The sequence below is a fragment of the Fibrobacter sp. UWB16 genome, assembly GCF_900215325.1.
In the GTDB taxonomy this organism is placed as follows: domain Bacteria; phylum Fibrobacterota; class Fibrobacteria; order Fibrobacterales; family Fibrobacteraceae; genus Fibrobacter.
On the sequence record NZ_OCMS01000004.1, the window covers coordinates 42,041 to 55,417 of the forward strand.

A 13,377-nucleotide genomic window follows, 5' to 3' on the forward strand; every position below is an offset into this window, starting at 1 on the left:
TATTTGTTATGTGTTAAAAAAGTTCTCCGAGTTCTTGTCTTTTAGCCAAGGCCTCGTCGCAAATCGCAGCCAAAATGCGTTCGTGCGTACACACCTCAGGCGAAACCTTGTAAACAGAGCCCGTCGTATAAAAAGCATTGCAACCACACTCATGCGCAGAGCACCTGTATCGAATGGCGCACCCATCGCATTCTGGCTTATCGTGTTTCAGATAATTGCGCAGATCCTTTGCAACAGCCCCGTTAAACAGCTTGTTTTTACTATCAAAAACAGAACCTAGTTTATATTTTGCATCTTCGGCGCTAGTGATAAAGCGGCTGCACGGGAACACTTGCCCATTTGCCGAAATTCCAAGGCCGCCTTTAAAAATAAAGCAGGAATATTCCTTTTGCCTCACGTCCAGCAATCTAAAGGAGATTTTATCCTGAATCGTGCCCAAATAAAAATCTTTTTCTTGCTTTCTGTACTTGAGCCACAAAAGCGCCATTTTCTGGTATTCATACGCAAGGGCGTCAAAATCCTCGCCCGTCCACTTGCCATCGAAATCAACAGCAGTCGTCACGCTTTTAAAGCCCTGGTCAAAAAGCCACTCCACAGCACGGCTAAGACCACGCACATGTTTGCGCGTCACCACCGAAATCACAGAAGTACGCATCTGCGTAAGGAATGGAATATTCGGCGAAATCAGCTTGAAACAGCCCTTGCCATCCACGGTGCGCCTTGAAATATTGTGTTTCCTTTCAGGGCCATCCAAAGAAAGGAATATCTTGAAATTTTCCTTTTTCAGGAACTTGCAAATTTCATCGGTCAACAGCGTTCCATTTGTATTGACATGGAAGCCATACTGGAAATCTTCGGGGAATCTGCTACGATTCTCTTTTACAAACTTTTTAACAAAGCGCACCGACCAGCGGATTGCATCCATGCGCAAAAGGGGTTCGCCCCCAAAAAAGGTTATATTAAAAAAGCTCTGCTTTTGATCAATCGTTCTTTCAAGCGCCAAACGCAGTGACGCTTCTAGAATTTCGTCACTCATATCTATCTTGCGATCGATCTGACTATCCTTATAATAGCAATAACTACAGCGAAGGTTGCACCGTTCTGTTAAGCTCAACAATAAATTCATACCAAAAATTTATAATAAAATTATATCAACAATATAATACAATTAAATTCACAAAAATGTAAAATTAATTTATTACATATAGTGCAAAAACAACAAAGATATAGTTTAAAACTATTACTAATTATAATTTTTCCCTAATTTCGACCATATTTTCGTATTTTCGCGTACGAATCCGAATCTTTTCACTAGGCCGAGCTATAGAAACTAACTATATTACAAGCTATAAAAAATTTATAAAGGATTCTAAAAATGTCTAAAATCGAAACTCTTTGCATTCAGGGCGGTTGGCAGCCGAAAAACGGCGAACCGCGCGTCCTCCCCATCTACCAGAGCACCACGTTCAAGTACGAAACGACCAACGACATGGCCGACTTGTTCGACCTGAAGGCTTCCGGCTACTTCTACACCCGTCTGCAGAACCCGACGAACGACGCCGTCGCTAACAAGATTGCCGCTCTCGAAGGCGGTGTCGCAGCCATGCTCACGAGTTCCGGTCAGGCCGCAAACTTCTACGCCGTTTTCAACATCTGCGAATCCGGCGACCACTTCATCAGCACTTCCGCTATTTACGGTGGTACGAGCAACCTCTTCTCCGTCACGATGAAGAAGCTCGGCATCGAATGCACGTTCGTGGACCAGGACGCCTCTGACGAAGAAATCGAAAAGGCTTTCCGCCCGAACACCAAGTGCGTCTTCGGCGAAACCGTCGCAAACCCGGCAGGCAAGGTCTTGGACCTCAAGCGCTTTGCTGATCTCGCCCACAAGCACGGCGTTCCGATGATTGTCGACAACACCTTCCCGACCCCGATTCTCTGCCGTCCGATTGAATTCGGCGTTGACATCGTGACCCACTCCACGACCAAGTACATGGACGGTCACGCCATGGCTGTGGGTGGCTGCATTGTGGACAGCGGCAACTTCGACTGGGAAGCAAACCACGACCGTTTCAAGGGCCTCACCGAACCGGATCCGAGCTACCACGGCCTCGCCTATACGAAGGCTTTCGGCAAGGGCGCTTACATCACGAAGGCAACCGCACAGCTCATGCGCGACTTCGGTTCTATCCAGTCTCCGCAGAACGCATTCCTTCTGAACGTCGGTCTCGAAACGTTGCACCTCCGCATGCCGCGTCACTGTGAAAACGCTCTCGCCTGCGCCAAGTTCCTCAAGAACCACCCGAAGGTCGCTTGGGTCAACTACGCTGGTCTCGAAGGCGACAAGTACTATGAACTCGCCCAGAAGCAGTTCAAGGGCGGCCTCCCGTGCGGCGTTCTCACGTTCGGCATCAAGGGCGGTCGTGAAAAGTCCATCCAGTTCATGGACAGCCTCAAGATGATCTGCATCGTGACCCACGTGGCCGACGCCCGCAGCTGCGTGCTGCACCCGGCAAGCCACACGCACCGTCAGCTCACCGACGAACAGCTCATCGAAGCAGGCGTTGCACCGGACCTCATCCGCTTCAGCGTCGGTATCGAAAATGTCGAAGACATTATCGCCGACCTCACGCAGGCACTTGAAAAAGTGTAATCTGCAACTGAGAAATCTGCGATTTCACAAGTAAATTCTGCACGGCACCGCAAAAACGGTGCCGTGTTTTTTATGACATTCCAAGTGTTTTTGTCACCCCGGATTTATTCCGGGGTCACCATTTTTATATAGCCACACCCCGCGTATATGCCTATATTTGGAGCACCTCAAAAAGAAGGATATAACAATGCTTAATTTAATAAAGGCTGTTAGCCGCTTTTTATCGACATACACATCGCTTTTCGTCATCGCATGTGCAGTCATCGCATTTTTCATCCCCACGCTTTTTGGCTGGGTTCACGGCAACACAAGCTCGATTATTCTCGGCATCATCATGCTCAGCATGGGCCTCACCATTACCATGGACGATGTTCGCAACTTGATGAAACGCCCGGCCGACATTTTCCTCGGCGCCGTCGCGCAATACACCATCATGCCGCTCGTTGCATTCACGCTCACGAAGCTCTTTGGACTTGACCCGTATTTGGCCATCGGCATCATTCTCGTCGGTTGCTGCCCAGGCGGCGTTTCAAGCAATGTCATGAGCTTTTTGGCTAAAGGCGACGTGACATACTCCGTAAGCATGACCATGGCAAGCACGCTTCTCGCTCCGCTCATGACTCCGCTTTTGGTCCTTTGGCTTGCTGACACGAGCATCGAGGTAAACGCTGTCGGCATGTTCCTCAATATCCTTTACGTAACGATTTTCCCGATTCTCATCGGCTTCACCTGTAACTACTTCTTCGGCAAGCGCGCAGGCTTCAAGGAATTTCAATCGAACATGCCCGCTGTAAGCGTCATTGGCCTCGCATTAATCGTCGGTGGCGTCATCGTGACCGTGCGTCCGCAGCTTTTCGCAAACGGCATGGGACTCATCGCGCTCATTCTCGCGGTGGTATTCTTGCATAACGGTCTCGGTTACGTGCTCGGCTACAGTGTCGGTCGTTTGTTCAAATTCAACACTGCCAAGAAGCGCACCATCTCCATTGAAGTCGGCGTGCAGAACGCAGGCATGGCAACAGTCCTCGCCGGCGCATTCTTCGCCAACCCGGAGAATCTCGCCCTCCACCCGGAAGCCGCCCTCTGCGTTGTGCCATGCGCTATCAGCTGCGCCTACCATTCCATCAGTGGCACAATCCTCGCCGGCATCTACGCCCACATGGACAAGAAGAAAGCCCAAACTTAATAAATAATCATTTGAAAAGGGCGGCCCTTTCGAGCCGCCCTTTGTTATGACCAGGAAAACCAAAATAACTGTTATCGCGCCGCGCGCATCTTGACTTACATTCAATCGCGCATCTCGCCAACGCTTTAAGAGATTAGCAGTATCGCGAGCACTTGCCCACTCAAGATTCTCAGTAACATCGTAAGCGGGTAAACAGATGCGTAACCAACGTTCGTTGCTTCGGAATTGCTGAGTCCGTTTGCGAACGCAAGAGCCGGAGGGTCTGTCGTTGCACCTGCAAGCACACCGCAAAGCGAGAGGTAATTGACCTTGAACACCGCCTTGCCAACAATCGCTACAATCATCAGCGGGAAGAACGTGATAATTGCCGAGAGCGCCATGTAGTAGAATCCGTCGCCGTTCAAAAGCACATCGAAGAACTTGATACCGGCATTGAGGCCCACGCAGCTGAGGAATATCGTAATGCCGAGTTCACGCAGCATGAGGTTTGCGCTGTTCGCCATGAAGAAGTTGAGCGGGCCAATCTTACGTTTACGGCTTAGGATAATCGCGACAATCAGCGGACCGCCAGCAAGGCCGAGCTTGAGTGGGGTCGGCATGCCAGGAATCGCAAGCGGGATGCTTCCGACAATCACGCCAAGGAAAATGCCGAGGAATGCGGGGAGAATTTCCGGATGGTCAAGCGCCGTGAGCGAGTCACCCAGTTCCTTTGCTGCAGCGGCAATGCTTTCCGGCGTACCGACGACGAGCAACTTATCTGCAAATTTCACGCGGATATCGAGGCGACCGGTGAACTTGAATCCGCCACGCGTCACGCGGCTCACGGTCACACCAAAGCGGTCGTTGAGCGCAAGCTGCTGAATGCTCTTGCCAAGAATTTTCTTGTTCGTCACGAGAATCGTCTTGACCGCCAAATTTGACTTCTGGAGCGTAATCGGGTTTTCTTGCTTTTCGCCAATAATCTTCTGCAAACTCTCAATCGCGTCCGGCATACCGACGACATGCACCAAGTCATGGAGCTCAAGCGTCATATCGCCCTTCGGCATGTTAATCACCTGATCGCGAGCATGGCGCGTCACCACAGCACCCGAAGAGATGAGCCCCGGAATGTCCTTGATCTTGCAGCCCACAAGATTTACGTTATCTACACGGAGCGTGCAAGAGACAATTTCCTTGGACTGTTCTGCAATTTCTTTCTGGTATTCTGCGGCAGCGACTTCCGGCTTTTGCCTAAAGAACAAGCGCACAAGAATCATCACAAGAATAATGCCAATCACGCCGAACGGGTAAGCCACCGCATAGCCAACGCCCGTGAGTGAAGCATCCACGCCAGCCGCCGTCAGAGCAGAATTCGCAGCACCGAGCGACGGGGTGTTCGTCACGGCACCGCAAAGCATACCAATCAGCACCGGCACGTTATCGTGCATGTTCGTCGTGAAGTAAATAAGAACGGTAGCAAGTACACCCAGGAGGACAATGCTCACCGCAAGAATGTTGAGCACCAGACCGTGTCGCTTTATGGAGTCAATAAAGCCCGGGCCTACTTGCATACCGATTGTATAGACAAAGAGAATGAGGCCAAATTCCTGCATAAAATGAAGAACGCTGGGCTCGATTCGCATTCCGATATGACCGAGAAGGATTCCTACGAAAAGAGCGCCAGCTCCCCCAAGGCTCACGCCTTTCACCTTGACCTTGCCCAGCATGATGCCGATGGCAGCCGTCAAGGATAGCGCGAGTACTTGTTGCCCTACAGAGGGCTTTGCAAACAGGTCAATTAGCCAGTCCATTTTATACACCTTCTTTTTTTCGCACCCAAATGTAGCATAGGAGATTAATAATGACTAATAGATTATTCATATTAGATTAATAACGAAAAATGATAGATAACGCATTTGCGCAATTTGCGCCCCTCCAGTTGCTAGTATTAATATAATTTTATCGCGCTACAAAAGGCAAACAAAAAGGTCTACCCCTTACAGATTCTCGGCAAAAACTACTCCAGATACACTACTTCGCCCATTTGCGGCATAAGCACAAGCTTTCCTGATTCCTGAGCGGCGCGTTTTGCGTTTTCGAGCGGTTCGAAATAAGAATGATAAGCCAAGCAGAACTTGGAATGATGAACCGTCATGTATCGATTGGCATTCAAGTCCTGCATTTCTTTACTGAGCTGTTCAGGCAAGGCATGAATTTGGTTCCAATCTTCATTGTACTGACCGTTTTCGAGAATGGCGAGGTCGATATCTGCAAATTTTTCACCAATCTTCTTGAAATGCTTGCCGTAACCGCTATCACCACCAATCCAAACAGTGCGTTTCGGAGTATTGAACACAAACGAGGACCACAGCGACTTATTCGGCCTTATCCCACGCCCCGAAAAATGTCTAGCAGGTGTCAATGTCACCACAAACTTTGCATCCTCAGCCGCTTCCAAGTCAACAGTTTCCCACCAATCAAGTTCCACGAGTTTTTCGACAGGGTAACCCCAGTATTCAAAATGTTCACCCACGCCAAGTCCCGTCACCACACGCTTTACGCGCGGTTCGAGTTCCTTCACGGCCTGATAATCCAGATGATCCCAGTGGTCGTGCGAAATCACCAGGTAATCGATATCCGGCATGTCGACAGGCTTGTAAACGTCTGTTCCCTTGAACATCTTGTTCACAAAGCTTACTGGCGAGCCCTGATAAAACACGGGATCCACAAGGATCTTTTTCCCGGACAAGTTCATCAGATACGAAGAATGTCCGAACCAGACAATCCAATCACGGTCCTGCGGTAGCGATTTTAAGTCCGTCTTGACAACCGTCAGCGCTGTATCGGGAACGGTTTGCGACCTTTTGCCGAATAAAAACTCAAACGTCGTTTCAAACAAGTTCTTATCGCCCGTCATCGTGACTGTATTTTCGTCATTCACGAACTTCTGGCCATCGTAATGCAGCGACCGCTTAATGCGTTCAAGGCGTTTACCTTGCGGAATACGCCCAAATTTTGCCTGGTTCAGGAACAGCACGCCAACGGTTCCCAGAATAAAAAGGGTCGAAAGTGCGATAATCATAATTTTCTTTTTCTTCGTTAATTTTTTCACGTCTAGCCTGTTACCTTGTCAAAATCGTCCGGTGATTCGAACAGTTTTTTCTTGATTTGAAGCCCCGAATCCTTGAGGCATTCAATCATCGTCAACCATTGCAAATCCATATCGGAATAGGCTCGCATTCCGGATTTATTCTTTTGCACAATCGTTCTGCGCGGTATTGCCCATAGCCATTCATCCTTGGTTTAGATGTTCTCTAAAAATATAACATCTAGAGTTAGCTCTAGGTCAAGGTATTTTTTGAAAAAATTTGCGCTTAGAAAAATTTTCTCTTGCCGTCCACACATTTTCGTTCATTACTATATTATACTGCAACAAGTTTTTTTCGGGCGGGTAGACATGCCAGAAGAGATGATTGACATTTTGAACAGCGACGGCACTCCAGCGGGGTATTCCCGCGGAAGGACAGAGGTCCATGCGAAAGGCCTTTGGCACCGCACCGTACACATTTGGGCATTCGATAAGAACGGTCGAATCGTTTTCCAGCAGAGGAGCCACCTCAAGGAGAACAACCCGAACTTGCTCGACACCAGTTGCGCAGGGCACATCACCGCAGGCGACAACAGCCGAAACGCAGCCATCCGCGAGCTCAGCGAAGAAATGGGCGTCCACAAGCGCCCCGAAGACCTGGAATACCTTTTCGAAGCGACTCACGAGAACGTTTTGAACAACAAAACGTATTTCGATAACGAATACTATGACACGTACAAAATAACGCTATCCGACGACGAAGCCGCGCATCTCGTCCCGCAGCCGGGAGAGGTCGACGAATTCATCTGGATGACCCCAGCCGAATTTTTGGAAGAACTAGCGAAGCTGCCCGAAAAATTCGTAAGCCATCCCAAGGATTACGATTGGATCCGTTCCCTGCTGGATAAACAAAAATAAGCATTAAGTAGGGAAAACCAGTCCACAATTTTTATAGCTTTATAAAATTGGGATTGCATTAACAAATTCGTCTACGAGGGATGACGCCATGAAGTACAAAAACACAGCCATTGTTGTCGAGGGCGGCGGTTTACGCGGGTCGTATGCCGGCGGAGTTCTTGACGTGCTCGCCGACAAAGAAATCAAGTTTGGCGGGGCCTGTGGCACATCGGCAGGCGCCACGCACCTGTGCAGTTTTCTCTCAGGACAAATCGGGCGCAACTTCCGCGTCGATACCGTGCACTCCAAGAGCCCGCGCTACATGAGCTTCAGGAACCTGCTTTTTACAGGCGACTACTTTGCTTTTGACTATTGCTACAAGCAAATTCCGTACAAAATCGACCCGTTTGAATTTGACAAGTTTGCAGCCCAGTGCCAAGAGACCGAATTCCGCGTCTGCATGACAGACGTTGAAACCGGCCTTGCCGAATATCCGCGCATTTTGGACTACCGTAACGAAGACGACATGAACCGCATCCGCGCTTCGGCCAGCCTCCCGATTTTAAGCAAAATCGTCAAGATCCACGGGAAAAAGTTCCTGGATGGCGGCGTTGCCGACAGCATCCCGTTCGAGCCTATGTTCAAAAGCGGTTTTGAACGCGCGGTCGTAATCCTCACACGTCCGCTCGGTTACCGCAAAAAGATCAACAAGGCTCTCCCGCTGGTGAAACTGGCCTTCCGTCATTACCCGAAATTCGTCGAAGCGGTCGCCACACGCCATATCCGCTACAACCAGGCGCTCGACAAGCTCGCAAAACTCGAATCTGAGGGCAAAGTCTTCATCTACCGCCCAAGCCGTCTCATCAAAATTTCGGACATCGAGAGCAACAAGAAGAAAATTGCGGAACTTTACGAGCTCGGCAAGGAAGACGCGCACAACAAAATGCCGGAATTGCTGAAATTTTTAGAGGGATAGTCACTGGATCCCTCGACTTCGCTCGGGATGACACTTCTGAAAAGCCCGTTTTTTCGCGAAAAAACGGCAATTTACAACGCTCGTTGAAAATTTTACAACGCGAAGCCCATTTTCTCAACACGTTTTCGCAACACGGCCCTATAATAATATAGATTATAGGGTATGCCTGAAGTATTAGACTACCTGGAATACCGCGAGTACCTCAAGGACTGGTTTGTCGAGACCAAAAAAGACAACCCGTTCACCTCGTACCGCTATCTCGGCCAGAAAACCGGCGTGGACCCGGCCTGGCTTGTTCGAGTTTTCCAAAAAGAAGGCCATCTGAACGAGAGCACCCTGCCCGTGTTCATCAGGATTTGCGGCCTAGACGATCGAAGGGCAGAATATTTCAAGACCCTTTACAGGTTCAACAAGACCAAAGCAAAGCAGACGCTCTCCGAGCTTTACTACAAGCTCCTGGAACTCCGTTCCCTTGAAACGCGCGTGCTTTCGGAACCGGAACTCGCCTACTTTGGCAGCTGGGCATGTGCAGCTCTCCGCGCCCTCATCGGCATCACGAAGGACACCAGCGATATTGCTAGCCTCGGCAAGCATTTGAACCCGCCCATTTCGCAGGATGACGCCCGCAACGCGCTCGGCATCTTGAAGCAGCTTGGGCTCGTCGTCCCGGACGGTACCGGCGGCTGGAACATCACCGACCAGATTATCAGTACTGGCGGCGAAGTCAAGAGTTCTGCAGTCCGCAGTTTCCACAGACACACAATGGAACTTGCGCAGGAATCGCTCGACCGTCACAAGCCCGAAGAACGCGACATTTCGAGCGTGGTATTCACCGCTGATGAATCCGACCTGCCCGAAATCAAGCACAAGATTGAAGAATTCCGTCGTGGGCTTTTGCAATTTGCCCGCAAGAGCGAACGCGCCGACCGCGTTTACGCACTGAACATTGCCATGTACCCCCTCTCCGACAAGGTAGCCGACCCGGCAACAGGCCCTACCTCGCCCGAAAACAAAGGAGGTGCAAAATGATTTTCAAAAAGAAATTATATATTAAGGGTATGGACTTGAAGCAGAACAACAACAGACGCTTGATTTCGCTGATTGCACCGCTTGCAATCGGGTTCTCGCTTTGCGCCTGCGGTGGTTCTGAAGTTGCAGGCGGCGGCCCGAGCGGTACAGAAGCCGGTAACGCCATCACTGCACAGATTCTTATCGCAAATGCACCTGCGGCAAACGCACGCGTCAAGCTCGTCGAGCACAACAGCCTCGACGGTCAAGGCTATACGGCTACCGCAGACTCAAACGGCTTTGTTTCTATCGAAAACGTCGCCATTGGCAACTACACGATGGAAGCCTCCCTTGATGAATCCGCACTTGCGCTCCAGCTCCCTGTGGATGTCAAGGATACCGTAAGCGACGTTGCACTCGGCCAGCAGAACTTGCAGAAGTCAGTCTTTATCGGCGGTTCAATTGCCGACTTTATTGGCAACACGGACGAAAGCATAAAGAACATGAACGGCTTTGTCAAGTTCCGCGGTCTCGACCATTCAGCAGCCATCACAAATGGCAAGTTTGAAATCTTCGGTCTCCCAGCAGGTCATCTAAACATGGTGATTATCCCGACAGAAACCGCCGACACGGTGAAGGTCTCTGTTGAAACTGATGCAGGCGATTCCGTCACGACACTCAAGCCGCAGGATTCCATTCCTCCGACTCCGGTTTCGAAAAACGAAAGACTCCTCATCGACGACTTTGAAGATGGTGACAACTTCCATATTTATGTACCGGAAAACATAATGGGTTACTCCGGCTATTACTGGCTGTTGCTCACGACGACACTTGCCAACACAATTCCATTTATCGCTGTTGACACCATTAACGTATATCCAGAAATTCCCCAGGATCTCAAGGGAAAACATCCATTCATTGCAGTCATCCAAGACGACAATGAAGGCGGCAAAGAAGTCAACGTCAAATTCGATTTCCCAGAAACATCCATCGGAGAAACCGCGCCTTTTGCATTCATAAAGCTGTATTTCAAAGGCATGTACACGACTACCGATTTGAGCATGGTTGATTCTGTCGCGTTTGACGCTTGGGGTTCAGGAAATGCTGAAATCCAGATTTTGGACGAAGCCAACGGCGTGACATTAACGGCATACCCGATCACGCTTCCAAAAAGCAAGGCTAAGCTCCAGTACGCTTGGGCAGACCTTTTGCCAAACGAAGAAGACCGCAAAAAGGTCTCATCGTTCTCAATCGTGTTCCACGACGACGGAGAACTCCACTTAGATAACTTTGAGCTCATCGGGCAAGACCTGCTGGACATCTGGAAGCAGGAATAATGCCGGGCGCAAATTCAGTTACATCGAATCAAGAGACTCTGCACAAAGATCTTGAAAAAGTTGTCCGCAAATACGCGCGGACAACTTTTTTGCGTCCTATCGCAGACCACACGCGAAAAGCATTTGCACAAGTCGAAGAATTCGTACGGAAGTTCTACGAAACTGCTGAAAAAGGTGATCCCGGAACGGAGTCCGGGATGACAAATGAAAAGAAGAAAGGTGACCCCGTCCCGGCACAAGGCCGGGATGACATGGTGTCCGGGGTGACAAATGCAATACGCGATGGCGCCCCCGGTGCAAATGCGGAGACTGCGCCGGTCGCCGTAATTCTAGATTCCGGTTGCGGAACAGGCGAAAGTACAATCCACATCGCTCGCCGCTTTCCGGGCATTCCCGTCATCGGGATAGACAAGTCCTGCGCCCGCCTAAACAAAGCCGGCAACCCATCGCAAACGGCGGGCGAAGACGTTCCCGCAAATGCATTCTGGATTCGCGCCGAGCTTCTGGACTTTTGGCGACTCGCATTAGAACACGTGAAATCGGGCAAGTGGACCATTCCGTACCATGCTGTGTATTACCCGAACCCGTGGCCAAAGCAGAGCGAGGCCACGAGACGTTTCCACATGCACCCGATTTTCCCGACGCTCCTTGCGCTCGGTGAGACGATTGAACTTCGCACGAACTGGGAAATCTACGCCCGGGAATTTGCCGAAGCTGCGAGAATTGTCTACGACGAAGCCGCTAAAGGAGATTCCGCCCCGGAACAAGTCCGGGGTGACAAGGAGGCCGGAATAACAGATGCAGCGGGAATGACAATTAAGTGCGAAAGTTTTGATCCCGAGAAACCGGAAACAGCATTCGAGCGTAAATACAAAGAAGCCCGCCAAAAACTATGGCGGGTAACGGTATCGCACTTCTAAATTGCGAGAAAGGCGATGCCGGAACGGAGTCCGGCATGACAGCGCGACAGCTTCCGGCTTCCTACTTCCTACTACTTACGGTCCTTCATCCAGTTGGCGATGAACTTCAGATTGCGCGTAAAGCGTACATCCATTCCAGCACCGGGCACTACAATAAATTCCGTAAGGCCGTACTTGTCGCCCTTGCTGCCCCAGTCGTACGTATAACCTAAGCGCGTCCACGGGCGTGCATCCGGTCCCGTGTAAATCTTGGATGCTCGAGCGTCAAACCAGTTCTTGAACCACATCATGCGTTCCGAAATTTCGGCATCATTGCTGAGTTCGCCTTCAAACGCCGTGCGCATATCGTAAGCCTTCACGTCGGGCACATATGCAGGGCGCATCAAGTCATCCGGTTTCACCCACAAGAACGCCATATGCGTCGCCTTGGAAGTTCTCGGTTCGCCAAACAGCTGTTTGAATCGCAAATCCCAGTTGCGAACGCTATCCTTGCGGTCCTGGAACCACAACAACAGTTCCTTCTCGTTTACGACCCACACAACGCTATCCGACTTGACAAATTCGCCATCCTTATAAGTCTCGGGATCCGATGTGAGCGTTACCACGAGGAGTTTAGACTTATCGGCATTCCATGTGACCTTGTCGCTGTAATCATCAAGCGTCACGACCGTGAATTTTTCTTCTTCAAGAGCCTCAGAAGCATCCTTGACGGCATTTGCATATTTCACATCCAGAACGGAATCGCGATTGACCATCGAGATTTTTTGGCCCTTGTTATCACGGATTTCGCAATACGGAATGCTGTCGGTATTCACTGCCACCTCAGCCTTCGCGAACTGTTCACTCAAGATGTCGCCATTGTAAGTAAACAGCGTATCGCCTTCCATAAACGAGACAACGACCTTGCAGAATCCCTTTTCCGGAATCACAACTGACGTCGGGAAGCGTTCATTCCCTGCCCCTGTCGTATCGAGCTGCATCTTGTTTTCGTTTTCGCCACAAGTGTAATTGTATTCCGTAAGTGTAGCCACACCAGGCTTCATTTCGCTGAAGAACACATTTTCCTGTTCGCTGCTAAAGGCGGGCTTTACAATAATGGACTTGCCGCCAAGAACCATTGTATGCGGAATACCTTCGCCACAATAATAGGCAGGCTGGCGGAACACGCCAATAATACCCGTCTTACCCTGAAAATTTTCAGCCTTGGAGACGTTGTCGCCTCTCGTAAATGCGCAACCAAGCAAAGCAAGAGCAAATGCGCTCCCCAATAGACAAATGTTCTTCATCCGATTCCTCATCCTAGTTAACTATTCAAAATATAGTTAACTCCAAT

The 13,377-nt window shown here is 50.0% G+C and carries 12 protein-coding genes; 7 read left to right on the plus strand and 5 right to left on the minus strand.

Annotated elements, in window-relative coordinates; translation table 11 throughout:
- Positions 1-13: 13 nt before the first annotated feature.
- A complete protein-coding gene (locus tag CRN95_RS12365; protein WP_088630181.1) occupies positions 14-1,126 on the minus strand; it encodes a radical SAM protein in 1,113 nt (370 codons plus the stop codon).
- A gap of 249 nt (positions 1,127-1,375) precedes the next feature.
- Here CRN95_RS12365 and CRN95_RS12370 point away from each other — a divergent pair, with 249 nt between their 5' ends.
- Positions 1,376-2,653, plus strand: a complete 1,278-nt coding sequence (locus tag CRN95_RS12370) for an O-acetylhomoserine aminocarboxypropyltransferase/cysteine synthase family protein (protein WP_014545857.1) — start codon at positions 1,376-1,378, stop codon at positions 2,651-2,653.
- 187 nt (positions 2,654-2,840) lie between these two features.
- Positions 2,841-3,839 carry a bile acid:sodium symporter family protein gene (locus CRN95_RS12375; protein ID WP_097021088.1) on the plus strand — a complete coding sequence of 333 codons (999 nt, stop codon included), beginning with the start codon at positions 2,841-2,843 and terminating at the stop codon, positions 3,837-3,839.
- Positions 3,840-3,964: 125 nt separating this feature from the next.
- On the opposite strand, the gene CRN95_RS12380 is transcribed toward CRN95_RS12375, so the two are convergent.
- The 3 genes from CRN95_RS12380 to CRN95_RS14695 all read right to left on the minus strand — a co-directional run bounded on the left by CRN95_RS12380 (position 3,965) and on the right by CRN95_RS14695 (position 7,079).
- Positions 3,965-5,629, minus strand: a complete 1,665-nt coding sequence (locus CRN95_RS12380) for a putative transporter (protein WP_097021089.1) — start codon at positions 5,627-5,629, stop codon at positions 3,965-3,967.
- A 206-nt stretch (positions 5,630-5,835) separates the two neighbouring features.
- Positions 5,836-6,900 carry an MBL fold metallo-hydrolase gene (locus CRN95_RS12385; protein ID WP_097021166.1) on the minus strand — a complete coding sequence of 355 codons (1,065 nt, stop codon included), beginning with the start codon at positions 6,898-6,900 and terminating at the stop codon, positions 5,836-5,838.
- Between the two features lie 32 nt (positions 6,901-6,932).
- A complete protein-coding gene (locus CRN95_RS14695; protein ID WP_235003031.1) occupies positions 6,933-7,079 on the minus strand; it encodes a MerR family transcriptional regulator in 147 nt (48 codons plus the stop codon).
- A gap of 196 nt (positions 7,080-7,275) precedes the next feature.
- On the opposite strand from CRN95_RS14695, the gene CRN95_RS12390 reads away from it, so the two are divergent.
- The 5 genes from CRN95_RS12390 (at position 7,276) to CRN95_RS12410 (ending at position 12,044) form a co-directional block, all read left to right on the plus strand.
- The gene (locus tag CRN95_RS12390; protein ID WP_097021090.1) at positions 7,276-7,824 is read left to right on the plus strand and encodes an NUDIX domain-containing protein; all 549 of its coding nucleotides are present in this window, start codon (positions 7,276-7,278) and stop codon (positions 7,822-7,824) included.
- An 88-nt stretch (positions 7,825-7,912) separates the two neighbouring features.
- Positions 7,913-8,779 (plus strand): patatin family protein, encoded by an 867-nt coding sequence (locus CRN95_RS12395; protein WP_097021091.1) that lies wholly within the window; start codon positions 7,913-7,915, stop codon positions 8,777-8,779.
- A gap of 162 nt (positions 8,780-8,941) precedes the next feature.
- Positions 8,942-9,808 (plus strand): TIGR02147 family protein, encoded by an 867-nt coding sequence (locus CRN95_RS12400; RefSeq protein ID WP_097021092.1) that lies wholly within the window; start codon positions 8,942-8,944, stop codon positions 9,806-9,808.
- The gene (locus CRN95_RS12405) at positions 9,805-11,124 is read left to right on the plus strand and encodes a carboxypeptidase-like regulatory domain-containing protein (RefSeq protein WP_097021093.1); all 1,320 of its coding nucleotides are present in this window, start codon (positions 9,805-9,807) and stop codon (positions 11,122-11,124) included. Before CRN95_RS12400 ends, CRN95_RS12405 begins: the two co-directional genes overlap by 4 nt.
- 89 nt (positions 11,125-11,213) lie before the next feature.
- Positions 11,214-12,044, plus strand: coding sequence for a hypothetical protein (locus CRN95_RS12410; protein ID WP_159462317.1), 831 nt, complete (start codon positions 11,214-11,216; stop codon positions 12,042-12,044).
- Positions 12,045-12,115: 71 nt separating this feature from the next.
- Here CRN95_RS12410 and CRN95_RS12415 read toward each other — a convergent pair whose 3' ends face one another.
- On the minus strand, positions 12,116-13,330 hold the full coding sequence (locus CRN95_RS12415; RefSeq protein ID WP_097021095.1) for a hypothetical protein: 1,215 nt from the start codon (positions 13,328-13,330) through the stop codon (positions 12,116-12,118).
- Positions 13,331-13,377: the final 47 nt, after the last annotated feature.

Bases quoted from the DNA above. Each gene is read 5' to 3' on its own strand.
- CRN95_RS12390 (WP_097021090.1), top strand. From the start codon at position 7,276: ATGCCAGAAGAGATGATTGACATTTTGAACAGCGACGGCACTCCAGCG.
- CRN95_RS12380 (WP_097021089.1), bottom strand. From the start codon at position 5,629: ATGGACTGGCTAATTGACCTGTTTGCAAAGCCCTCTGTAGGGCAACAA.
- CRN95_RS12405 (WP_097021093.1), top strand. From the start codon at position 9,805: ATGATTTTCAAAAAGAAATTATATATTAAGGGTATGGACTTGAAGCAG.
- CRN95_RS12395 (WP_097021091.1), top strand. From the start codon at position 7,913: ATGAAGTACAAAAACACAGCCATTGTTGTCGAGGGCGGCGGTTTACGC.
- CRN95_RS12415 (WP_097021095.1), bottom strand. From the start codon at position 13,330: ATGAAGAACATTTGTCTATTGGGGAGCGCATTTGCTCTTGCTTTGCTT.
- CRN95_RS12365 (WP_088630181.1), bottom strand. From the start codon at position 1,126: ATGAATTTATTGTTGAGCTTAACAGAACGGTGCAACCTTCGCTGTAGT.
- CRN95_RS12385 (WP_097021166.1), bottom strand. From the start codon at position 6,900: ATGATTATCGCACTTTCGACCCTTTTTATTCTGGGAACCGTTGGCGTG.
- CRN95_RS12400 (WP_097021092.1), top strand. From the start codon at position 8,942: ATGCCTGAAGTATTAGACTACCTGGAATACCGCGAGTACCTCAAGGAC.
- CRN95_RS12370 (WP_014545857.1), top strand. From the start codon at position 1,376: ATGTCTAAAATCGAAACTCTTTGCATTCAGGGCGGTTGGCAGCCGAAA.
- CRN95_RS12375 (WP_097021088.1), top strand. From the start codon at position 2,841: ATGCTTAATTTAATAAAGGCTGTTAGCCGCTTTTTATCGACATACACA.